Annotated in this window: 23 protein-coding genes; 9 read left to right on the plus strand and 14 right to left on the minus strand. The window is 72.9% G+C overall.

Going from position 1 to position 21,728, the window contains the following annotated elements; translation table 11 throughout:
* Nucleotides 1-36 precede the first annotated feature (36 nt).
* Together ITJ64_RS06580 and ITJ64_RS06585 are read left to right on the plus strand one after the other, a co-directional pair.
* Nucleotides 37-1,611 carry an NAD(P)/FAD-dependent oxidoreductase gene (locus ITJ64_RS06580; RefSeq protein WP_194679904.1) on the plus strand — a complete coding sequence of 525 codons (1,575 nt, stop codon included), beginning with the start codon at nucleotides 37-39 and terminating at the stop codon, nucleotides 1,609-1,611.
* A gap of 75 nt (nucleotides 1,612-1,686) precedes the next feature.
* Entirely contained in the window at nucleotides 1,687-2,514 is an 828-nt protein-coding gene (locus tag ITJ64_RS06585; RefSeq protein ID WP_194679905.1) for a siderophore-interacting protein, read from the plus strand.
* Between the two features lies 1 nt (nucleotide 2,515).
* On the opposite strand, the gene ITJ64_RS06590 is transcribed toward ITJ64_RS06585, so the two are convergent.
* Nucleotides 2,516-3,070 carry an acyl-CoA thioesterase gene (locus ITJ64_RS06590; protein WP_194679906.1) on the minus strand — a complete coding sequence of 185 codons (555 nt, stop codon included), beginning with the start codon at nucleotides 3,068-3,070 and terminating at the stop codon, nucleotides 2,516-2,518.
* A 110-nt stretch (nucleotides 3,071-3,180) separates the two neighbouring features.
* Here ITJ64_RS06590 and ITJ64_RS06595 point away from each other — a divergent pair, with 110 nt between their 5' ends.
* The 3 genes from ITJ64_RS06595 to ITJ64_RS06605 all read left to right on the plus strand — a co-directional run bounded on the left by ITJ64_RS06595 (nucleotide 3,181) and on the right by ITJ64_RS06605 (nucleotide 5,689).
* On the plus strand, nucleotides 3,181-4,113 hold the full coding sequence (locus ITJ64_RS06595; RefSeq protein ID WP_194679907.1) for a rhodanese-related sulfurtransferase: 933 nt from the start codon (nucleotides 3,181-3,183) through the stop codon (nucleotides 4,111-4,113).
* Between the two features lie 44 nt (nucleotides 4,114-4,157).
* Nucleotides 4,158-4,769, plus strand: coding sequence for an MBL fold metallo-hydrolase (locus ITJ64_RS06600; RefSeq protein ID WP_194679908.1), 612 nt, complete (start codon nucleotides 4,158-4,160; stop codon nucleotides 4,767-4,769).
* A 71-nt stretch (nucleotides 4,770-4,840) separates the two neighbouring features.
* A complete protein-coding gene (locus ITJ64_RS06605) occupies nucleotides 4,841-5,689 on the plus strand; it encodes an isocitrate lyase/phosphoenolpyruvate mutase family protein (RefSeq protein WP_194679909.1) in 849 nt (282 codons plus the stop codon).
* Nucleotides 5,690-5,729: 40 nt separating this feature from the next.
* Here the strand turns inward: ITJ64_RS06605 and ITJ64_RS06610 are convergent, their stop codons facing one another.
* Nucleotides 5,730-7,178 carry an LssY C-terminal domain-containing protein gene (locus tag ITJ64_RS06610; RefSeq protein ID WP_194679910.1) on the minus strand — a complete coding sequence of 483 codons (1,449 nt, stop codon included), beginning with the start codon at nucleotides 7,176-7,178 and terminating at the stop codon, nucleotides 5,730-5,732.
* A gap of 134 nt (nucleotides 7,179-7,312) precedes the next feature.
* On the opposite strand from ITJ64_RS06610, the gene ITJ64_RS06615 reads away from it, so the two are divergent.
* From ITJ64_RS06615 to ITJ64_RS06625, 3 genes are read left to right on the plus strand one after another with little or no spacing between them, the layout of a single operon-like run.
* A complete protein-coding gene (locus ITJ64_RS06615) occupies nucleotides 7,313-8,215 on the plus strand; it encodes an ATP-binding cassette domain-containing protein (protein WP_194679911.1) in 903 nt (300 codons plus the stop codon).
* Nucleotides 8,212-9,018: an ABC transporter permease gene (locus ITJ64_RS06620; protein WP_194679912.1), complete on the plus strand. Its 807-nt coding sequence runs from the start codon at nucleotides 8,212-8,214 to the stop codon at nucleotides 9,016-9,018. Before ITJ64_RS06615 ends, ITJ64_RS06620 begins: the two co-directional genes overlap by 4 nt.
* A gap of 55 nt (nucleotides 9,019-9,073) precedes the next feature.
* On the plus strand, nucleotides 9,074-10,072 hold the full coding sequence (locus tag ITJ64_RS06625) for an MDR family oxidoreductase (protein ID WP_194679913.1): 999 nt from the start codon (nucleotides 9,074-9,076) through the stop codon (nucleotides 10,070-10,072).
* Between the two features lie 40 nt (nucleotides 10,073-10,112).
* On the opposite strand, the gene ITJ64_RS06630 is transcribed toward ITJ64_RS06625, so the two are convergent.
* The 3 genes from ITJ64_RS06630 to hemB form a co-directional block, all read right to left on the minus strand.
* Nucleotides 10,113-10,487 (minus strand): hypothetical protein, encoded by a 375-nt coding sequence (locus ITJ64_RS06630; protein WP_173182048.1) that lies wholly within the window; start codon nucleotides 10,485-10,487, stop codon nucleotides 10,113-10,115.
* 123 nt (nucleotides 10,488-10,610) lie between these two features.
* Nucleotides 10,611-12,047, minus strand: coding sequence for a glutamate-1-semialdehyde 2,1-aminomutase (gene hemL, locus ITJ64_RS06635; RefSeq protein WP_194679914.1), 1,437 nt, complete (start codon nucleotides 12,045-12,047; stop codon nucleotides 10,611-10,613).
* Complete coding sequence (gene hemB, locus ITJ64_RS06640) at nucleotides 12,047-13,042, minus strand: porphobilinogen synthase (RefSeq protein WP_194679915.1); 996 nt, start codon at nucleotides 13,040-13,042, stop codon at nucleotides 12,047-12,049. The genes hemL and hemB overlap by 1 nt, the downstream gene beginning before the upstream one ends.
* A gap of 80 nt (nucleotides 13,043-13,122) precedes the next feature.
* Between hemB and ITJ64_RS06645 the strand changes: the two genes are divergently transcribed.
* Nucleotides 13,123-13,770: an alpha-ketoglutarate-dependent dioxygenase AlkB gene (locus ITJ64_RS06645; protein WP_194679916.1), complete on the plus strand. Its 648-nt coding sequence runs from the start codon at nucleotides 13,123-13,125 to the stop codon at nucleotides 13,768-13,770.
* Nucleotides 13,771-14,040: 270 nt separating this feature from the next.
* On the opposite strand, the gene ITJ64_RS06650 is transcribed toward ITJ64_RS06645, so the two are convergent.
* The 9 genes from ITJ64_RS06650 to hemE form a co-directional block, all read right to left on the minus strand.
* Nucleotides 14,041-14,838, minus strand: a complete 798-nt coding sequence (locus ITJ64_RS06650; protein WP_194679917.1) for a uroporphyrinogen-III synthase — start codon at nucleotides 14,836-14,838, stop codon at nucleotides 14,041-14,043.
* Complete coding sequence (hemC, locus tag ITJ64_RS06655) at nucleotides 14,835-15,815, minus strand: hydroxymethylbilane synthase (protein WP_194679918.1); 981 nt, start codon at nucleotides 15,813-15,815, stop codon at nucleotides 14,835-14,837. Before hemC ends, ITJ64_RS06650 begins: the two co-directional genes overlap by 4 nt.
* Nucleotides 15,816-15,863: 48 nt before the next feature.
* Nucleotides 15,864-17,057, minus strand: a complete 1,194-nt coding sequence (locus tag ITJ64_RS06660; protein ID WP_228508326.1) for a ferrochelatase — start codon at nucleotides 17,055-17,057, stop codon at nucleotides 15,864-15,866.
* Nucleotides 17,058-17,059: 2 nt separating this feature from the next.
* On the minus strand, nucleotides 17,060-17,797 hold the full coding sequence (gene hemQ / locus ITJ64_RS06665) for a hydrogen peroxide-dependent heme synthase (RefSeq protein WP_194679919.1): 738 nt from the start codon (nucleotides 17,795-17,797) through the stop codon (nucleotides 17,060-17,062).
* Between the two features lie 113 nt (nucleotides 17,798-17,910).
* Nucleotides 17,911-18,180 carry a DUF3618 domain-containing protein gene (locus ITJ64_RS06670; RefSeq protein ID WP_194679920.1) on the minus strand — a complete coding sequence of 90 codons (270 nt, stop codon included), beginning with the start codon at nucleotides 18,178-18,180 and terminating at the stop codon, nucleotides 17,911-17,913.
* Nucleotides 18,177-18,581, minus strand: coding sequence for a phage holin family protein (locus tag ITJ64_RS06675; protein ID WP_370545068.1), 405 nt, complete (start codon nucleotides 18,579-18,581; stop codon nucleotides 18,177-18,179). Before ITJ64_RS06675 ends, ITJ64_RS06670 begins: the two co-directional genes overlap by 4 nt.
* A gap of 21 nt (nucleotides 18,582-18,602) precedes the next feature.
* Nucleotides 18,603-19,016: a YtxH domain-containing protein gene (locus tag ITJ64_RS06680; protein ID WP_194679921.1), complete on the minus strand. Its 414-nt coding sequence runs from the start codon at nucleotides 19,014-19,016 to the stop codon at nucleotides 18,603-18,605.
* An 86-nt stretch (nucleotides 19,017-19,102) separates the two neighbouring features.
* Complete coding sequence (locus tag ITJ64_RS06685; protein WP_194679922.1) at nucleotides 19,103-20,647, minus strand: NAD(P)/FAD-dependent oxidoreductase; 1,545 nt, start codon at nucleotides 20,645-20,647, stop codon at nucleotides 19,103-19,105.
* Nucleotides 20,644-21,726, minus strand: coding sequence for a uroporphyrinogen decarboxylase (gene hemE, locus ITJ64_RS06690; RefSeq protein WP_194679923.1), 1,083 nt, complete (start codon nucleotides 21,724-21,726; stop codon nucleotides 20,644-20,646). The genes ITJ64_RS06685 and hemE overlap by 4 nt, the downstream gene beginning before the upstream one ends.
* Between the last annotated feature and the right edge of the window lie 2 nt (nucleotides 21,727-21,728).

The raw sequence follows: 21,728 nt of genomic DNA on the forward strand, positions 1-21,728 counted from the left end.
AGGATAGATCGGGTGCACCGCCGTTAGGCTCAGGGCATGCCCGCTGTGCAGAACTTCGACGTCGTGGTCGTCGGTGGAGGACACAACGGCCTCGTGGCCGCCGCCTATCTCGCCCGAGCCAGCCGCTCCGTCTGCGTGCTCGAGAAGAACTACGTGCTCGGCGGCGCCGCCGTCTCGGCGTATGCCTTCGACGGCATGGAGGCCCGCCTGAGCCGCTACTCCTACCTCGTCAGCCTCCTCCCCAGCTCCATCATCGACGACCTCGGGCTCGACCTCGAGCTGGTGCGCCGCCGCTACTCCTCCTACACTCCCGAACCCGGATCCGACCGCGGCCTCCTCATCGACAACCATGACCCGGCGGCCACCCGAGCATCCTTCGCCGACATCGGAGCCGGGCACGACGCCGACGCATTCGACGCCCTGACCGCCGACCTCGCCCGGGTCGCCGCGGCCGTCTGGCCCACGATGACCGGCCCGCTGCCCACCGAGTCCGAGGTGCGACGGATGCTCGGGGACGACGCCCTGTGGATGGAGCTGTTCGAGCATCCACTCGGCCGCACCCTGCGCGACCGCTTCGAGAACGACCTGGTGCGCGGCGTGGTCGCGACCGACGGCCTGATCGGCACCTTCGCCTCGCTCGACGACCCGTCGCTGCAGCAGAACATCTGCTTCCTCTATCACGTGATCGGCGGCGGCACCGGGGACTGGGACGTGCCCGTCGGGGGCATGGGGGCCGTGACCGGCGAGCTCGAGCGGGTGGCGCGCGAGGCGGGCGTCGAGTTCCGCACGGGCGCCGAGGTGCTGGCCGTGTCACCCACCGGCACGGTCACGTACCGCGCCGGAAGCGTGGACGACCGTGAGGTGCACGGCGACCACGTCCTCGCCAACGTGGCCCCCTCCGTGCTCGCCCGCCTCCTCCCCGGCGACGAGACCGTGCAGACCGGGCCGAGCGAGCCCAGCGCAGAACCCGAAGGCGCCCAGACCAAGGTCAACCTCCTCCTCCGCCGCCTCCCCCGCCTGCGCGACGACGCGATCGCCCCCGAGGCGGCCTTCGGCGGCACCTTCCACATCAACGAGCTCGCGTCCCAGCTCGAGCAGGCGGTGCGCGACGCCGAGGCCGGACGCGTTCCGAGCCCCGTGCCCGCCGAGATCTACTGCCACTCGCTCACCGACCCAAGCATCCTGTCGCCCGAGCTCCAGGAGCAGGGCGCGCAGACCCTGACCGTCTTCGCCCTGCACACCCCGCATCGCCTCGCCGCCTCCCGCGCCGAGCTGCAGGCCGCCGTGCTCGCCTCGCTGAACAGCGTGCTCGCCGAACCGATCGAGCCCCTGCTGCTCACCGACGCGGCCGGCCGCCCCTGCATCGAGACGAAGACCACGGCCGACCTCGAGCAGGCGCTCGGCCTGCCCGGCGGGCACATCTTCCACGGCCCGCTGAGCTGGCCCTTCCTGTCCGACGACGCCCCGCGCAGCACCCCCGCCGAACGCTGGGGCGTCGCGACCGGGCACGCGCGCATCCTGCTCTGCGGCGCCGGCTCGCGTCGCGGCGGCGGCGTCTCGGGCCTCGGCGGCCACAGCGCGGCGATGGCCGTGCTCGAAGCCACCGCCTGACCCCGCCCGACACCGGCCGCCACCTCCGACAAAGAGCCCCACTCCCCGTGACCACCGACCCGAAGCAGATTCCGGATGCCCGCCCCCTTCGATCGCCCCACCACCCACCATCTCCCCGCGCTCCGCCACCTCACGGTGACCGCCGTCACCCGCATCACCCCTGTCTTCGCGCGCGTCACCCTCACCGGCCCCGACCTGGACGCGTTCCCCACCACCGGCCCCGACGACCACGTCAAGGTCTTCTTCCCCCACCCCGAGACCGGCGACATCACGGTGCCGAGCCCGCGCCTCCCCGGCGCCGACCTCGAGACCCCACGCGCGGAGGTCCTCGCCCGCGACTACACCCCGCGCGCCTTCCGCCCCGCCACCGAGGCCCGCCCGGCAACCGCCGACCACCCCGCCACGGAGGCCTGCCCCGCCGAACTCTACCTCGACATCCTCCTCCACGGCACCGGCGTCGCCTCCACCTGGGCCGCCTCCGCCCGCCCCGGCGACCGCCTCGTGGTCGGCGGCCCCCGTGTCTCGAAGGCCCTCCCCGCCGACACCGGATCGGTGCTCCTCCTCGGCGACGAGTCCGCCCTCCCCGCGATCGCCCGCTGGCTCGAACAGCTGCCCGAGGGCACGCCGATCACCGCCCTGCTCGAGGTCACCGACGCCCGAGCCCGCTCCTACTTCCCCGACGAGCTCCGGATGCGCGCCGACATCCTCTGGCTCCTCGGAGAGCACGGCGCCGGCCAGCTCCTCGCGGCACTCCGCGGCCTCGGCCCCCTCGACGCGCACACCTTCGTCTTCGGCGCGGGCGAGGCCGCCGCCCTCGTCCCCCTCCGCCAGCACCTCCGCAAGGACCTCGCCCTCCCGGCCGCCCAGGTCGCCCTCAACGGCTACTGGAAGACCGACGCCTGACTCAGCTCCAGTCGCTGCGCGCCGGCACCTTCGTCGACGGCAGCTGCGTGCCGTCGGCCCAGCCCGCGATCCACGACGGCATCCGCCCGTCCGACGGCGCCGCCCCCACCCCGGGGAGCCCCATCACCTCCGGCACCGTCACGATCCCCCCGGCCCGCTTCAGCAGCCGCGCCCGGATGAACGCCCGCGCGTACACCTCCCCCTTCACCACGAACCGCTGCTCGACGTAGAGCGAGCGCTCGTCGAACCCGAGCATCCGGGTCTCGACCTCGAAGCGCTGCCACAGCTCGAGCGACCGCCGGAAGCTCATCGTCTCCGCCACCACCACCGGGTACCACCCGCGTCGCTGCAGCTCGGGCCACAGCCCGCTGCGGGTGAGCAGGTCGAGCCGGGCGATGTCGAGCAGCGAGAAGTAGACCCCGTTGTTCATGTGCCGCAGCACGTCGAGGTCGGTCGGCAGCACGCGGAACGGCCGGCTCCCGACGTCCCAGATGCCGAGCGGGGAGCGCAGGCGCGCGCTGAGCATGCCGACCAGGGTCCGGAAGAAGAAGTGCACGCAGCGATCGTAGACATCCTGCGGCAGACCAGACCGACCGCTGTGAACACCTACAAAAAGAGAGGGCGCCGAGGGCCCGGTCGTCCAGCCCCGACGACTAAAATCAGCGGATGCCCGTGCCGAAGATCATCCTCTACTACGTCTTCGCGCCCGTGCCCGACCCCGACGCCGTGCGGCTGTGGCAGCGCGACCTGGCCGAGTCGCTCGGGCTGCGGGGGCGCATCCTGATCTCGGCCGACGGCATCAACGGAACGCTCGGCGGCGAGCTCGACGCGGTGAAGCGCTATGTGCGGAAGACCCGGGAGTTCGCGCCGTTCGCAGGCCTCGACGTGAAGTGGAGCGAGGGCACCGGGCTCGAGGAGGGGCCGGCCTCGAAGCACACGGTGTACCGGGCGAGCATCGACTTCCCGCGGCTGAGCGTGAAGGTGCGCAACGAGATCGTCAGCTTCGGCGCCCCGGGCGAGCTGACGGTCGACGCGGGCGGCGTCGTGGGCGGCGGCACCCGTCTCGCACCCGAGGCGCTGCACGAGCTGGTCGAGGCCAAGCGCGCCGCGGGCGAGGAGGTCGTGTTCTTCGACGGCCGCAACGCCTTCGAGGCCGCGATCGGCCGCTTCGAGGGAGCGGTCGTGCCCGACGTGGCGACCACCCGCGACTTCGTCGCCGAGCTCGACAGCGGCAAGTACGACCACCTCAAGGACAAGCCGGTCGTCACGTACTGCACCGGCGGCATCCGCTGCGAGGTGCTCTCGGCGCTGATGACCGCGCGCGGCTTCGGCGAGGTCTACCAGCTCGACGGCGGCATCGTGCGCTACGCCGAGGCCTTCGCCGACCGGGGCCTGTGGAAGGGCGCCCTCTACGTCTTCGACGGCCGCGGCTCGCTCGGCTTCGGCCGCGACCCGGCCCCGATCGCTCGCTGCACCGTCTGCGACGCCCCCACCTCGACCCTGCGCAACTGCGCCGACCCCTCCTGCCGCGAGCAGCTCGTCGCCTGCGCCGCCCACCCTCCGCTGCACTGCGCCGCCCACGCCCCGACCCCCGCCTGAGATCGCCGGATGCGCTGGCCGCCGCAGAAGTGTACGGTGTCCACATGACTGCCACCGTGACCCCGATCCTGGTCGGCACCCTGCTCGCCGGCGACGAGCGGATGCCCATGTACGTGCACCTCGTCGACCACCCCCTCGGGCGGGTGCTCGTCGACACCGGCCTGACCGAGCTGCACCCCGCGGTCGCCGACATGGATCCGCAGTTGCAACCCCTCTCGGACGAGCGCCTCGACCTCGCGAGCGTCACCGCGGTGGTCAACACCCACCTGCACTTCGACCACTGCGGCGGGAACCACCTCTTCGCCGGCACGCCGGTGCACGTGCAGCGCCGGGAGCTCGAGGACGCCCGCGCGCTCGACGACTACACGATCCGGGAGTGGGTGGAGGCACCCGGAGTGGACTACACCGAGGTCGACGGCGAACTCGAGCTCCTGCCCGGGGTGCGGCTGCTGCCCGCGCCCGGCCACACGGCGGGCTCGCAGATCGTCACCGTCGAGACCGACCGGGGCCTCGTCGTGATCGCGGGCGACACCGCCGTCTGGGGCGGTGAGCTCGACGAGCCGACCACCGAGGGCCAGCGGCTCATCCTCGCGCTCGACCCGCACGAGGTCTGGCTCAGCCACGCCGACGAGCCCTGGGTGCCGCGGCCGAGCTGAGCGGCCCGGCATCCGACCCGACACGAGCGCCGACCCGGCACGAGCCACGACCCGAGCCGTATGCTCGCACCATGACCGACCCGCAGCGCACCACCGCCGCCGGCAGCGCCGACGCCTACGACCCCGCCGTCGCCCACCCCAGCCACGAGCTCGTGCACGACCGCGCCGACGCCCTGCTCGCGCTGCACCACGCGCCCGAGATCCTCACCGTGGTCAACGTCTGGGACGTCGCGAGCGCGAGCGTGCTCGCCGACCTGCCCCAGACGAAGGCGCTGGCCACGGCCAGCCACGCGATCGCCGCCTCGTACGGCTACGAGGACGGCGAGCGCATCCCCGTCGACCTGATGATCGAGGCCGTCGGCCGCATCGCGCTGTCGACGTCGCTGCCCGTGAGCGCCGACCTCGAGGCCGGCTACGGCGACCCGGGCGAGACCGTGCGGCGCGCGATCGGCGTGGGCGTGGTCGGCGCGAACCTCGAGGACGCCATGCGCCCGCACATCGAGTCGGTCGAGAACGTCGCCGAGGTGGTCAAGGCGGCCGAGGCCGAGGGCGTGCGCTTCGTGCTCAATGCGAGAACGGATGCTCTGCTGCTGCGTGGCGACCGACCGCTCGACGACGCGGTGGCCGACGCCATCGAGCGCGGGCGGGCGTACCTCGACGCGGGCGCCGCCTGCGTGTTCGTGCCCGGCCTGATCGACGAGGAGCTGGCCGCCCGGCTCGTGGAGGGCATCGGCGAGCGCCGCGTGAGCGTGATCGGTGTGCCCGGGTCGCTCTCGCCGAAGCGCTACGAGGAGCTCGGCATCGCCCGCATCTCGTACGGGCCGTGGCCGCAGCGGGTGGCCCTGACCGCCCTCCAGCAGTCGGCCCTCGAGCTCTACGCGGGCGGCCAGCTGCCGCCGGGCACGCAGCTGCTCACCTGAGCCGCCGCGCCGCCGCGCCGCCCGCCCCCCGCGCCGCCGGTCAGCGACCGCGCCGCGCCGCCCGGGCCTCGCGCCGTTCGAGCGCCCGACGGTGCGAGAACCGCCGCGCATCCGTGCCCGACAGCGCCAGCAGCACCAGCACGTCGAACGACAGCCCCACCAGGTTCGTCTGCAGCGTGATCTGCGGCCCCCCGCCGAAGAAGTCGACCGCGGTGATCAGGATGGCGGTGGTGCCGAGCCCCATCGCCGTGAACCGCGCCCAGTTGTGCCCGTGGAAGATCAGGAACGCCAGCACCGAGTACAGCGCGCTGATCACGAGCGCGAGCGCCACGAACACGGCCGCCACGAGCGACGACAGATACGCGGAGTCGGCGGGCGTCAGCGCCCCGGTCAGGGTGCGGAAGTCGAGCTGCCCGTCGCCGATCGAGAACGCCACGACGATCACCGCGATCAGCGCCGCGACCACCCGCGCCGCCATCAGCAGCACCCCGAGGTAGATCGAGGCCGGCCGCCCGGTGCCGGCGATGGGCGACTCCGAGAAGACGGCCGCGGGGCTCGGCGCCACCGGCTTCTCGGCGTGCGGCAGCCCGTCGGCCGCGGCCTCGTCGGAGCTCGGCAGCGGAACCACGGTCAGGTCGACGACGGGCAGGTCGCCGTCGGTGACGATGGCGTCGCCGCCGCCGTTGATGTGGTGGTAGCCGGTGGAGAAGTTGCGGATGAGCTCGACCGACGCATCCGGATTGCCGTCGACCAGCGTCGAGACGATGTGGTCGCGCTCCTTGTCGGTCTCCTTGTCGATGCGGTGGGTCACCTGCAACGTGAAGAAGGAGATGCCGATGCTGCGGTCGTAGGTGCCGGCCGCGAGCCAGTCGGCCTCGTGCCCGCCGGGCAGCAGCCAGCCCGCGGGGCAGCGCCAGAACCGCACGTGGTGCCGCTTCGAGGGGGTGCCCTCGACCTCCTGCTGGTAGGTGAAGGCCTGCACCGTGCCGAAGAGGTAGAGCCGTGAGACGGGCGCGCCCGGGTAGCTGCGGTTCAGCAGCGTGCCGCGCACGGTGCGGAGCGCCGAGGTGAGCCCCATGTCGTCGGCCCGGTGCCAGCCGGCCCGGATCATCGCCTCGTGGATCTGCTCCTCGCTGCCCCGAAGCGCCACGTTGACCGGGTCGCCGAGCAGCCCCTCACGCGTGCGGGCCCGCCCGATGAAGTAGTCGGGCACGTAGAACAGGGTCAGGATGCTGTGCACCCGCGGGAGCAGTAGGTACGCCACGACCACCCAGAACACCAGCAGGAACCACAGCTGCTGCCAGCCCCGGGCGAACGACTCGGTCACCACCAGGAAGGCGAGCCAGCCGATCGAGACGGTGCCGAAGAAGAAGAACACGCTGTCGACGACGAGTCCGACGGAGGCGCGCAGGGTACGGCGACGGATGTGCTCGGCGAGCGAGGAGTCCTCGAGCTCGCGCTCAGCCGCGTCGGCGTCCCGTGGAGCCATCCACAGCATCCTTTCGTCTCTGGGATTCTCTCAGATTCCCGGGATTCCTGTGACAAGCCGCGACCGCCACCCTAGGCTGGATGAGCGGTGGCGGCCGCGCGTTCCCCTTCCGGACACCGACAGGACAGGCATCCATGCCCACCGGCGTACCCATCGAATTCTCAGGCCTCACGAAGCGGTTCGGCTCGGTGGCTGCGGTCTCCGACCTCACCTTCACCGTCGAACCCGGGCAGGTCACCGGCTTCCTCGGGCCGAACGGCGCGGGCAAGACCACCACGCTGCGCATGCTGCTCGGCCTCGTGCAGCCCAGCGCGGGCAGCGCGAGCTTCGGGGGCACCGCCTACGCCAAGCTCGATTCGCCCCTGTCGACCGTGGGCGCGTCGCTGGAGGCCGCGAGCTTCCATCCCGGCCGCTCGGCCCGCAATCACCTCGCGGTGTACGCGCAGGCCGCCGGCCTGCCGAAGACGGCTCCGGATGCGGCGCTCGAGAAGGTGGGCCTCGCCGGCTATGCGAACCGCCGGGTGGGCGGCTACTCCCTCGGCATGCGCCAGCGCCTCGGCCTCGCCTTCGCCCTGCTCGGCGACCCGGGCGTGCTGGTGCTCGACGAGCCGATCAACGGCCTCGACCCCGAGGGCATCAAGTGGATCCGGCTGCTCCTGCGCGCCATGGCCGCCGAGGGCCGCACTGTGCTGATCAGCTCGCACCTGCTCAGCGAGGTGCAGCAGACCGTCGACGAGGTCGTCATCATCTCGCACGGCACCCTGGTGCACCGCGGCGAGCTGTCGACCCTCGACACCTCCGACACGAAGCAGGTGCAGGTGAACGCCGCCGACCGCGACCGACTGGCCGAGATCCTCCGCGAGGCGGGCTACACCGTCTCGAACCTGCGCTCGGGGGTGCTCGTCGACAACGCCGAGGCCGGCGAGATCGGGCGGCTGGCGTTCGACGCGGGCATCCCGCTGACCGGCTTGTCGCAGAAGCGCACGGGGCTCGAGGAGAGCTTCCTGACGCTCGTCGGAGAGGAGGGCTCGCTGTGAGCCTCGTGCACACGGTCCGCTCCGAGACCACCAAGATCACCAGCACGCGCCTGTGGTGGGTGCTGGCCCTCATCATGGTCGGCTACGTCGGCCTCTGCGCCGGCGGGCTCGGCGCGATCTTCGGCGGCCTCGGCACCAACACGACCGGGCCGGTGCTGCCCGATGCGCAGATCCCGCTGCTCATCTACAGCTTCGCCACCTCGGTCGGCTACGTCTTCCCGGTGCTGTTCGGCGCCCTGGCGGTCACGAGCGAGTTCCGCTTCCAGTCGCTCACCCCCACCTTCCTCGCGATCCCGCGCCGCGGCGTGGTGCTCACGGGCAAGCTGATCACGCTCTTCCTCGCGGGCGCCGGCTTCGGCGTGCTCGCGCTGATCGCCTCCATGGGCGCGGGGGCGGCCGTGCTCGCGGGCTTCGGCATCGATCCGCTGCTCGGCGACCCCGACACCTGGGCCTTCGTCGGCCGCTCGCTGCTGGCGATGGCGCTCTGGGCCGCGATCGGCGTCGGTCTCGGCACCCTCGTGCCGAGCCAGGTCGCCGCGATCGTGATCGTGCTGGCCTTCACCCAGTTCGTCGAGCCGCTGCTGCGCCTGGGCTCCACCATCACCGACTGGTCGGCGCAGATCGGCCAGTTCCTGCCCGGGTCGGCGAGCGACGCGCTGGTGGGGTCGAGCATCTACACCGCGATGTCGGGCACCACGTCGGTGGCACTGGAGTGGTGGCAGGGCGGGCTCGTGCTCGCCGCCATCGCCGCGGTCGCCACCCTGATCGGCTCCGCCACGAGCTGGCGGCGCGACGTCTCCTGACCCTGCGGCATCCGTCGCTCCGACCGTCCCTACCGCTCCGATTCGAGGAGGAATCATGTCCCGTGCCTACCTGGTGACCGAGAAGGGTGCGGCGGCCGAGCTGGTCGACCGCGACCTGAGCGAGATCTTCGGCGACGACGAGAGCGGCGCCGGCACCGTCGACCTCGACGTGCTCGCCACGAGCATCAACTACAAGGACGGCATGGCGCTGACCGGCAGGCCCGGCATCGTGCGCCGCTACCCCCTCGTGCCGGGCATCGACGTGGTCGGGCGGGTCACGGCGTCCCGCGCATCCGCCTTCTCGGTCGGAGACGTGGTGCTGCTGAACGGCGACGGTCTCGGCGAGACGCGGCACGGCGGGCTGGCCGAGCACGCGCGGGTGCGGGCGGATGCTCTGCTGCCCCTGCCCGCCGGCCTCACCCCCGAGCAGGCCGCCGCCGTCGGCACCGCCGGTTTCACGAGCATGCTCGCCGTGCTGGCGCTGGCCGACGCGGGCGTGCAGCCGGGCGACGGCGAGGTGCTCGTGACGGGCGCCGCCGGCGGGGTGGGATCGATCGCGATCGCGCTGCTTGCGGGCCGCGGCTACACGGTGGTCGCCTCCAGCGGCCGCGCCGAGGCGGAGGGCGACTACCTCCGCCGGCTCGGGGCGTCCCGCGTGATCGACCGCTCCGCGCTCTCGGAGGAGGGCGGGCCGCTGCAGAAGGCCACCTGGGCGGGCGCCGTCGACAGCGTCGGCAGCCACACCCTGGCGAACGTGCTCGCGCAGACGCGCTACGGCGGCACGGTGGTGGCGTGCGGGCTGGCGCAGGGCTCGGAGCTGCCGACGACGGTGCTGCCGTTCATCCTGCGCTCGGTCACGCTCACCGGCGCCAACTCGGTCGAGGCCCCGCGGGCGCTGCGGGAGCGCGCCTGGGCCGCCCTCGCCGGGGAGCTCGACCTCGCGCTGCTCGACTCGCTCACGACCAGTGTCGCGTTCGAGGACGTGCCGGAGGTGGCCGAGCGCATCCTCGCCGGCGAGGTGCGGGGGCGCACCGTGGTGACCGTCGGCAGCTGACCACGGGGTCGGGCTCGGATTCCGGCGACGCCGGCCGCTGCTACTGGATGACCTCGGTGCCCTCCAGCGGGGGCAGCCGCAGCGCGCGCAGCAGCTGGATCGAGTGCGACGTCGTGACGATGATGCGCGAGAACTCCTGGCCCTCGAGGTCGATGACCACCGAGGTGCGGGTGCCCTTGACGAGCAGGAAGTCCTTGCCGTCGTGGAACTTCCAGGTGCCCACCGCGAGCGTCAGCGGCACGGCGGCCCCGGGCGCCCGGATGCCGCGCACCCACACCCACGGGTCGTCGGTGAGCGCGGCCGAGCGGATGCTGTCGAGGGGCACCACGATGTCGGTGCGGCGGAACGACAGCACCTTCTCGGCTCGCGTGAGACGGATCTCGAGACGATCGGTGTGGACGAAGAGAACGGCCATGCCTCTATCCTGCCGTGGGCGACCCGGCGAGCGGGAGGCTCCGGCCCGAGTATGCGGTAACGATTCGAGGGATCGGCGGGACCGTGGGCGACACCGGCATCAGGTTCAGCGTCATCGTCGGCATCAGGCGGGCGTCGCGGCGGCGGCCGCGCGGGCGGCGGCGGGCAGGGCATCCACGATGCGGCCGATGGCCGTGTCGTCGTGGGCCGCCGAGACGAACCACGCCTCGTAGACCGAGGGCGGCAGCGAGACGCCCGCGTCGAGCATGCTGTGGAAGAAGGGCGCGTAGCGGAAGGCCTCCTGGCGCTGCACGTCGGCGTAGTCGCGGGGGGCGACGTCGGAGCCGAAGGTGAAGCTGAACAGGCTGCCCGCCCGCTGCAGGCTGTGCGCGACGCCGGCCTCGGTGAACGCGGCCGAGACGGCGTCGGAGATGATCAGCGACGCCGCGTCGAGCTTTTCGTAGACGGCCGCGTCGGCCAGGCGCAGGGTGCTGAGCCCCGCGGCCACCGCGATCGGGTTCCCCGAGAGGGTGCCCGCCTGGTAGACGGGGCCGAGGGGCGCCAGGTGGTCCATCACGTCGGCCCGGCCGCCCAGGGCGGCGAGGGGCATGCCGCCGCCGACGACCTTGCCGAAGGTGACGAGGTCGGGGGTGTACGGATGCACGACCACACCATCGGGGGCGGGAGCGTTCTCGAGCCCCCACCAGCCGGCGGAACCGACCCGGAACCCGGTGAGCACCTCGTCGACGATCAGCAGCGCGCCGTGGTCGTGGGCGAGGCCGGCGAGCGCCGCGTTGAACCCCGGAGCCGGCGGCACGACGCCCATGTTGGCCGGAGCGGCCTCGACGATGATCGCGGCGATCTGCTGACCGAACTCCTCGAAGGCGGTGCGCACGGCGTCGAGGTCGTTGTACGGCAGCACGATCGTGAGCGCGGCGGTGGCCGCCGGCACGCCCGCGGAGGCGGGGAGCGCCAGGGTGGCGAGACCCGAGCCGGCCTCGGCCAGCAGCGGATCGGAGTGGCCGTGGTAGTGGCCGGCGAACTTGATCAGCACGTCGCGTCCGGTGAAGCCGCGGGCGAGGCGGATGGCCGTCATGGTGGCCTCCGTGCCGGTCGAGACGAGCCGCAGCTTCTCGATCGGGGCGACGCCACCGGCCGTGACGCGGGCCCGTACGAGCTCGGCGAGGTCGGTCTCGGGCGGGGTGGTGGCCCCGAACGAGAGACCGCGGGCCGCCGCATCCTGAACCGCCTTGACGACCTCGGGATGCGCGTGCCCGAGCACCGCGGGGCCCCAGGAGCAGACCAGGTCGACGTACTCGCGGCCCTCGGAGTCCGTGATGTACGGGCCCTGGGCCGAGACCATGAAGCGGGGCGTGCCGCCGACCGAGCGGAAGGCCCGGACGGGGGAGTTCACGCCGCCGGGGATGGAGCGCTGGGCGCGGGCGAACTCGCGGGCGTTGGCGCCCTGTTCGGGCGCTGCTGGGCTGACGCCCGCAGTCGTGGTGCCGCTCGCGTCGGTGCCGCTCGTGTCGGTGCCGCCCAGGTCGATCTCGCTCGTCATCACAGGCCCTTCAGGGTTCGGGCGACCTCGACCGCCCAGTAGGTGAGCACGGCCTCGGCGCCGGCTCGACGGATGCTCGTGAGCGACTCGAGGATCGCCCGCTCCCGGTCGATCCAGCCGTTGGCGGCCGCCGCCTCGATCATGGCGTACTCCCCCGACACCTGGTACGCCCAGACCGGCACGGGCACCGCGGCGGACACGTCGGCGACGAGGTCGAGGTAGCTGAGCGCCGGCTTCACCATGACGATGTCGGCGCCCTCCTCGACGTCGAGCACGGCTTCGCGGATGCCCTCGCGGCGGTTCGCGGGGTCGAGCTGGTAGGTCTTGCGGTCGCCGCGGAGCGTCGAGCCGACCGCCTCGCGGAACGGGCCGTAGAACGCCGAGGCGTACTTGGCGGCGTACGCGAGGATCGCGACGTCCTGGAAGCCCTCGCCGTCGAGGGCGTCGCGCACGGCGGCGACCTGGCCGTCCATCATGCCGGAGAGGCCGAGCAGGTGGCTGCCGGCGCGGGCCTGCTCGAGGGCCATGTCGCGGTAGCGCACGATGGTGGCGTCGTTGTCGACGGCTCCCCGCGCATCCAGCACCCCGCAGTGGCCGTGGTCGGTGAACTCGTCGAGGCAGAGGTCGGTCTGCACGACCAGGGCGTCGCCGGCCTCCTCGACCGCGATGCGGGTGGCGGCGTTCAGCACGCCGTCGGGGTCGGTGGCGGCGGTGCCCACCGCGTCCTTGTCGGCGTCGGCGGGGACGCCGAAGAGCATCACGCCGCCGAGCCCGACCTCGGCCGCCTCGGCGACCGCGCCGCGGAGGCTGTCGAAGGTGTGCTGCAGCACGCCGGGCATCGAGTTCAGCGGAACGGGGGCGTCGACGTCGTCGCGCACGAACAGCGGGAGCACGAGCTGGGCGGGGTCGATACGGGTCTCGGCGACCAGGCGCCGGAGCGCCGGAGTGCCGCGCAGCCGGCGCGGTCGGATCTCGGGGAAGGAGCCGGAGTTCATGACCTCCAGCTTAGATCGGCCTGCCTGGATCGATGCCGGGCTACTAGAACACATGTTCGAATGTGCGTAGGATCGAAGACATGAACATCGACTTCCAGACCTCGCTCTTCGACGACCTCGACGCCGACCCCGGGCTCGAGCCGCTGGGGGGCACGGTCGAGCGCACGATGCTCGGCGACGGCGCCTGGGTCGACCTCCGGCCGGGCTGGGTCACGAACTCCGACGCGCTGTTCGAGCGGCTCGCGGTCGACGTGCCGTGGCAGGCCGACAAGCGCGAGATGTACGACCGGGTGATCGACGTGCCGCGGCTCGTATCGCGCTTCGGCGTCGGCTCGCTCTATCCCGACCTGGTGCTGACGCGCGCGCAGGATGCTCTGAACGACCACTACGGGCGCCCTCCGGGCCAGGTGTTCGAGACCGCCGGGCTCTGCTTCTACCGCACGGGCGGCGACAGCGTGGCCTGGCACGGCGACCGGGTCGGCCGCACGATCGACCGCGACACCATGGTGGCCATCGTCTCGGTGGGAGCGGCGCGCACGCTTTCGGTGCGGGCGAAGCCGGTGAACGGCCGGGCGGTGGGCGAGACGCTGCGCTTCCCCGTGGGCCACGGCGACCTCATCGTCATGGGCGGCAGCTGCCAGCGCACGCACGAGCACGCCATCCTCAAGACGAAGCAGGCCGTCGGCCCCCGCATCAGCATCCAGTTCCGCCCCAACTGGCCCCGCTGACCCCCCCTCCCTCCCCCACCCACCCCTCGGGGTAGCGCAAAGGCCCCCTCGTGGAGCTGTAAAGGGCCATCTGCGCGACCCGGCGAGCCTCACGCCCCTCCACCCACCCCTCGCCACCCCTCGGGGTCGCGCAAAGGGCCCCTCGTGGGGACGGGAAGGGCCGTTTGCGCGACCCGGTCGGTGGGATGCGCGGGGCGTGGGGCGCGCGGGACGTGGGAGGCGCGCGACGGGGGGCGCGGGAGTCCGAGGTGCGCGGGACGCGGGCGCGGGTCAGTCGGCGTCGTCGTCGGCCGCGCGGCGCGACTTGGCGACCTCGATGACCGCGTTGATCAGCGACTCGGCCGAGCGGCCCTTCGCGATCACGTCGACCCGCAGCCCGTAGGCCCGGGCGTCCTCGGCCGTGCGCGGGCCGATGGCCGCCACGAGGGTCGACGACGGGATCGGCCCGAGCTGCAGCTGCACCTGCTCGGCCACCGAGCCGGAGGTCACGAAGATCGCGTCGATCGACCCTTCGGCCACGTCGGTGCGGATCTGCGGATCGACCGCGACGCCGACCGTGCGGTACGCCACGACCGACTCCACGGTGTGCCCGCGCGCGATCAGCCCCTCTGTGAGCACCGGCTTCGCGATGTCGCTGCGCAGCGTCAGCACCTTCAGCTCGGGCCCGAACTGCTCGAAGCGCTTGAGCTCGCGCAGCAGTCCGGCCGCCGAGTTGTCCTCCGGCGGAACCAGGTCGACCTTGTAGCCGGCCGCCGACAGTGCGGCGGCGGTGGTCTCGCCGACCGCGGCGATATGGGTCTCGGGCGGCACGACCGCCTGGTGCGCGGTGAGCACGTCGACGGTGGTCGCACTGGTCATGGTGAGCCAGTCGAAGCGGCCGTCAGCAAGCGCCTGCAGCGCCTGCTGCAGGGTCTCGTCGTCTTCGGTGGGCGCGAAGTTGATCATGGGGGCGACGATCGGCTTGGCCCCGACGGCACGCAGATCGGCCGCGACGCCGTGGCCCCAGGGGCCGCCGCGCGGAACGAGGATGCGCCAGCCGCCGAGCGGCCGCTGCGCCCAGGCCGTCATTCGGTGCCGCCCGGCCAGCGCGCGGCGGTGGTGGGGTCGGCTCCGCCGTCGGCCGCGGGGCCGACGGGTGCGAGCTCGGCCGCGCCGTCGTCGAGCAGCTGCCGCGCCACGGCCTCGCCGAGCAGCGACGCCACGTGGATGTCGTCTCCGAGCAGCCGCGCCGACCGCTCGCAGCCGAGCTCGACGGCCCCGTCGGCCTGGTAGACCGTGGCCGAGAGCATCAGCTCATCGCCCGAGACGGTGGCCGTGGCGCCGATCGGGGCGGCGCAGCCGGCCTCGAGGGCGGCCAGCACCGAGCGCTCGGCGAGCACGGCCGTGCGCGTCGGCGGGTGTTCGATGCTGAGCAACTCGGGAATGCTGTCTCCCTCTCGGGTCTCGATCGCGAGGGCACCCTGACCTGGCGCCGTCGGCCAGAGGTCGAGGGCGAAGATCTCGGATGCTGCGTCTAGCCTATCGAGCCTGGTGAGCCCCGCTGACGCCAGCACCACCGCGTCGAGGTCGCCGTCGCGCACCCGGCCGAGTCGCGTGTCCACGTTGCCGCGGATGTCGACCACGGTGAGGTCGGGCCGGAGCGCCCGCAGCTGGGCCACGCGGCGGGGCGATCCGGTGCCGACCCGGGCGCCCTCGGGCAGCTCGTCGAGCGTGAGGCCGTCGCGGGCGCAGAGCACGTCGCGCGGGTCCTCGCGCAGCGGGACGGCCCCGATCACGAGCCCCTCGTAGCGGGCGGTCGGCAGGTCTTTGAGAGAGTGCACGATCATGTCGCACTCACCCGCGACGAGCGCCTCGCGCAGGGCGCTGGCGAACACTCCGGTGCCGCCGAGCGACGACAGCGACTCCTTCGAGCGGTCGCCCTCCGAGGTGATGATGACCGTCTCGACCTCGACCCCGGTGGCCTCGATCAGCGCCGCGACGACGTGCCCGGTCTGGGCGCGCGCGAGCGCGCTCCCTCGCGTCGCGACCCGAAGCTTCCTGTTCACGATGACTGCTGTTCCTTCATACCTCTGTTGATGCGACTGCGGCGGTGCTCAGGGGGTCAGCCCCGACACGGCCGGCTTGAAGCCGAGCCGCACGTTCTCGCAGCAGCCCGCGCGGCACACGTCGTACCACGGGCCGAGCTCGGTGACATGCGGTCGTGACGCGGCCGGCGTGCCCTCGATGCGCTCGATCACGAGATCGACGAGACCGGCGACGTAGGCCGGATCGACGCCGGGCGTCGGCGTACGAACACCGTACAGGCCGTGCTCGGCGCAGCTCTCGAGGGCCTCGTTGTCGAGGTCCCACATGACCTCCATGTGGTCGCTGACGAAGCCGAGCGGCACGATCACGACGGCCCGGATGCCGCGGGCGGGCAGCTCGGCGATCGCGTCGTTGATGTCGGGCTCCAGCCACGGCTGCGTGGGCGGGCCCGAGCGCGACTGGTAGACGAGCTGCCACGGCACGTCGGGCTGACCCTCGAGCCCGGAGGTCGCCGCCATCAGCACGACCTCGGCGACCGCCTTGTGCTGGGCCGCGTAGGCGCCCTCGGGGCCGAGCTCGCGGAAGGACGGACCCGAGCGCTCCGCGTCGGCGCTGGGGATCGAGTGGGTGCTGAACAGCACCTCCACCTCGGTCGACAGGTCGATGTCGTCGAACTTCTCCCGGATGCCGGTGAGTGCCGCGCCGAGGCCGTCGATGAACGGCTGCACGAATCCGGGGTGGTCGAAGAACTGGCGCACCTTGTCGATCGTCATGGTCGACGCGAGGCCGGTCTCGTCCAGCGCCATGGCGAAGTCCTCGCGGTACTGCCGGCACGAGCTGTAGGAGCTGTAGGCACTGGTGGCGACGGCGATCAGGGTGCGCAGCCCCCGGGCATCCGCTTCTCTCAGCACCGAGGGGAGGTAGGGGTCCCAGTTGCGGTTGCCCCAGAGCACGGGCAGGTCGATGCCGCGGGTGGCGAGTTCGGCCTCGAGCGCCGCCTTGAGCGAGCGGTTCTGCGCGTTGATCGGGCTGACACCGCCGAAGGCGCGGTAGTGGTGCGCCACCTCCTCGAGGCGCTCGTCGGGGATGCCCCGGCCGCGCGTGACGTTGCGGAGGAAGGGGATGACGTCGTCCTGCCCCTCCGGCCCGCCGAAGGAGGCGAGCAGGATGGCGTCGTACGCCGTCGGCTCCGAGACGTGCTCGGGCCCGGCCGCCGCAGCGGGGCTCGCGTTCCGCACCGCGGGAACGGCTTCGGGGGACAGGGTCACTGGAGCACCTCGACGATCTCGGCGGCGTCGATGCGCCGGCCCGTGTAGAACGGCACCTCTTCGCGCACGTGGCGGCGCGCCTCGGTCTGGCGGAGGGCCCGCATCATGTCGACGAGGTTCGTGAGCTCATCGTCCTCGAGCGCCAGGATCCACTCGTAGTCGCCGAGGGCGAACGAGGCGACCGTGTTGGCGAGCACCGAGCGGAACGCGCCGCCCTTGCGGCCGTGGTCGGCGAGCATCGCACGCCGCTCCTCCTCGGGCAGGATGTACCAGTCGTACGAGCGCACGAACGGGTAGACGGTGACCCACGCGCGGGGCTCCTTGCCGCGCATGAACGCGGGCAGGTGGTTCGACGAGAACTCGGCGTCGCGGTGCACGCCCATCGCGTTCCAGGTCGGCAGCAGCGGGGTGAACAGCTGCGTGCGGCGCAACTGGCGGAGGGCCCACTGCAGGGTCTCGGGCACGCTGCCGTGCAGCCAGACCATCACGTCGGCGTCGGAGCGCAGGCCCGAGACGTCGTAGAAGCCGCGGACCATGACGTCCTCGGCCTCGATCGTGGCGACGGCCCCGTCGAGCTCGGCCACCGCATCCGGAACCTCGCTGCCGTCGAGCACCAGAGCGCGCTCGGGGTTGCGGCGGAAGACCGCCCAGAGCGTGTAGCCGAGCGCGGGCACCTCCTCCGAGTCCTCGACGTCACGGGTGGTCTCGTCGGTTCGGACTGTCGGGTCAGTCATGATCCCTCTTCGTTTCGCTGGCGGTACGCGAGGCGGTGGCGCGCCCGTACGACCGGTTCGAAGCCGGTTCAGACGGGCCGGGGCGAGCGGATGCCCGGGCCTCGACTACAACGCTACCCCTTCGAAGCGGCACGGAAGCCGAGAACGGCCACTCCGGCCAGCACCGCGACCGCACCGCCGATGCCCGCGTAGACCGCGACCGGATTCTCGGCGCGGAGCCGGTTGAAGCGGCTCTTCAGCCGGTGCGCGGCGTGGCGGGCCTGCTTCGGCACGTTCAGCTTGAACTCGATCGCGTCGAGGGTCGACCGCAGGTCGTCGCGCGTCTTCTGGATGTCGGCGTGCAGGGCGGGCGTGCTGCGCTCGGCGGGGGCCTTGTCGCTCACTGGCCGAGACCCTTCACGGTGTTGACGTCCTTCTTCAGGCTCTCGATGGTCTGCTCCGGCACCGGCGGCAGGCCCTTCTTCAGCGACCGCACCCCGATGAGCACCAGGATGCCCGCGATCAGCAGCAGGGCGACGCCCACGATCAGCGCCGAGAGCCAGGCCGGCAGCGCGGTGGCGATGCCGAGCACGGCGGCGGCGATCAGGGTGGCGAAGGCGAAGAACGCCAGCAGGGCGGCGGCGACGAACAGGCCGACACCGATGCCGAGCTTGGCGAGCTTGGCGGTGATCTCGCGCTTGAAGTTCTCGAGCTCGTCCTTCAGCAGCTGGATGATCAGGGTGGGCAGCTCGGCCAGCAGCGAGACGAGCGAGCGTCGGGCCTTCTTGTCGCGTTCTTCGGTCACGATCGGCGTCCTTCTGGTCGTCTAGTCGTCGGAGGGCTGGGTGGTGGAGGTGCTGGGCTGGGTGGTGGAGGTGCGGGGCTTCGTCGCCGGCTTCGCGGGGGCGGGCTTCGTCGCGACGGGCTTCTTCGGAGCCGGCGTGCGCGGCGCGGTCGAGCCGGCCTTCGCGGCGGCGGCGCTCTGCTGGGGGCCGTCGAGCGGCTCGCGGCCGATGAACGCGGCGAGCGCCTTGCGCGCCTTCTTCGACAGCTCGACCTTCACGGAGTCGACCCGGGCACCGGCGAACTCCTGCACCTTCGCGACACCCGACTGCACGACGGGAGTGCTCCACACCTTGTCGGCGCCGGCCTTGATCTGCTCGTAGCGCTGACGGCCGGCCCGCGTTCCGAGCACGTAGCCCGTCGACAGCCCGACGACGAAGATGATCTTTCCGCGCATGTGTGAACTCCGATAGGTCGGGGACAGGGTGCTCCAAAGCGTAGTCCCCCCGTCCCGCACCCGCATGGGCGCGGTCGGCGGCGGCTCTAGCCGGGAAGTCGGTGGTCGCCGCGCAGCTCGGCGGCGACCACCGAGGCGCTCGCCTTCGCCTGCTCGACGGTGGCGGCGAGGCCCGTGCCCGACACCCAGGCGCCGACGACGTCGAGGCCCGGAACGGCCGAGACGGCCTCTGCGAGCTGCGCGACCCGGGCCTTGTGACCCACGGTCGCGAAGGCGAGCGAGTCGTCCCAGCGCACAAGGTCGGAGTCGACGACGTCGGCACGCGAGAGCGGCACGCCGAGCAGGGTCGACGCGTCGGCGAGCACCGTGCCGAGCTCCGGCTCCACCAGGGTCTCGCCGCCGCGGCCGTAGCTCAGCCGCAGCACGTGGCGGTGCGGCGGCAGCCGGGCGGCGAGCCAGGACCACTTGGCGGTCGAGTGGGTCAGCGCCTTCGCGGTGACGCCGGTGGTGCCGGGCGCCACGAGCACGCCGGTGCCGCGGGGGTGGGCGTCGAGCCGGGCGTCGTCGACCACGATCGTCGCGATCGCGACCGAGGCGGGCTCGGGCCAGGCGTCCGCCGCGGGCAGGGCGGCGACCCCGGCGTCGGACAGGAGCGCCAGCGCGGGCCGGAATCCGGCGGCCACGACGAGGGCACGGGCCGTGAGGCGGCGCGGGGCGGACGGCGGCGCGGACTCAGGCGAGGCGGCCGAAGGCGACACCGACGAAGGCACAGGCGCCGGCGCGGACGGCGCGAGCTCCACGCTCCAGCGCGGCCGCGCATCCGCCCCCTCGTCGGGGCCCTGCTCACCGAGCCGCTGCAGCGAGACCACCCGCGTGCCCGTCTCGAGGGTGCCGCCGTAGAACGCGAGCTGCTCCTCGAGGGCGGCGATCAGCCGGTGCATGCCGCCGACGACCCCCTGCACCTGGCTGCCGGCCGGCGCCTGCTCGCGCAGCGCCATCACGGCGCCCGAGAGCGATCCCTGGGTCGTCATCGCCTGGGTGAGGCCGGGTGCGACCGTGCGCACGTCGACGTCGGAGGGGTCTGCCGAGTGCACGCCCGCGACCACCGGGGTGACAAGCCGGTCGAGCACGCGGCGGCCCATCCGCCGGCGCACGATGTCGCCGAGGTCGTGCTCCGGTCGCACGCGGAGAAGCGGCATGAGCCGGTCGAGGTAGGCGCGCAGGCTGCCGCCCCAGCCGATCACCCGGCGCACGTCGTCGGCCAGCGGAACCCCGGGGATGCCCAGGATGCCCGCTGCCGGCAGCGGCGCGGTGCCGCCGTTCCAGCGCACCCACGCGCCGGCCCGGTTCGGCGCCACGACCTCGTCGCCGAGCCCCACCTCGGCGGCGAGCGCCGCCACCGTCCCCTTGCGGGTGGCGAAGCTCTCGGCCCCCGAGTCGAGGCGGATACCCGCCAGCTCGTGCGCGCCCACGAAGCCGCCCGGCTGCTCGCGGGCCTCGACGACGTGCACCGAGTGGCCGAGCTTCGCGAGCTGCAGCGCGGTGACGAGCCCGGAGGCCCCGCCGCCGATGACGAGCACGTCGACGTCGGTCACGCCGCCCTCGGTCACGCCGGTGTCAGGCCCGGTCATCGCGACTCCTCGGCCGCCGCCCCGCCCCGCTCGTGCACGAGCTCGACGATGCGCGTCAGCACGTCGGGGTCGGTCTCGGGCGGCACCCCGTGCCCCAGGTTCAGCACGTGCGCGGGAGCGCTCCGGCCGCGGCGCAGCACGTCGAGCACGTGGGCCTCGAGCACCGGCCAGGGCGCGGCGAGCAGCGCGGGGTCGACGTTGCCCTGCAGGGTCACGCCGCCGCCGAGCCGCCGCGACGCCTCGTCGAGCGGCAGCCGCCAGTCGACGCCCACGACGTCGGCGCCGACGTCGTGCATCGGTGCGAGCACCTCACCGCTGCCGACACCGAAGTGCACGACCGGCACGTCGAGGTCGCGGATCGGCTCGAGGGCCAGCTTCGAGAACGGGGCGACCCGCTCGACGTAGTCGGCCTTCGAGAGCGAGCCGACCCAGGAGTCGAACAGCTGCGCGGCGCTCGCCCCGGCGAGCAGCTGGGCGCGCAGGAAGCGGCCGGTGACCGCGGCGGCCCAGGAGAGCAGCCCCTCCCAGGCCTCGGGGTCGGCGTGCATCAGGGTGCGGGCGCGGATGTGGTCCTTCGACGGTCCGCCCTCGACCAGGTAGGCCGCGAGGGTGAAGGGGGCGCCGGCGAAGCCGATCAGGGGGGTGCTGCCGAGCGCGGCGACCGTGAGTGCGACGCCCTGCTCGATGGCCGTGAAGTCGGCGCCATCCGGATCGGGGAGGGCCGAGACGTCGGCGAGCGTGCGCACGGGCGTGCCCAGAACCGGGCCACGGCCGGGGACGATCTCGACGTCGACGCCCGCGAGCTTCAAGGGGATGACGATGTCGCTGAAGAAGATGCCCGCGTCGACACCGTGCCGCCGCACCGGCTGCAGCGTGATCTCGCTGGCCATGGCCGGGTCGAGGCAGGCGTCGAGCATCCGTGTGCCCACCCGCAGCTCGCGGTACTCGGGCAGTGAGCGGCCGGCCTGGCGCATGAACCAGACGGGGGTGCGGTCGCCGCGCACGCCCCGGTAGGTCGTCACGAGAGCGGATGCGGCGGTGCGGCCGTCGAGGAGGGGATGCGTCGCGGGCAGGGTCACCC

The sequence above is a fragment of the Herbiconiux sp. VKM Ac-1786 genome (genome assembly GCF_015350805.1).
Classification (GTDB): Bacteria; Actinomycetota; Actinomycetes; order Actinomycetales; family Microbacteriaceae; genus Herbiconiux.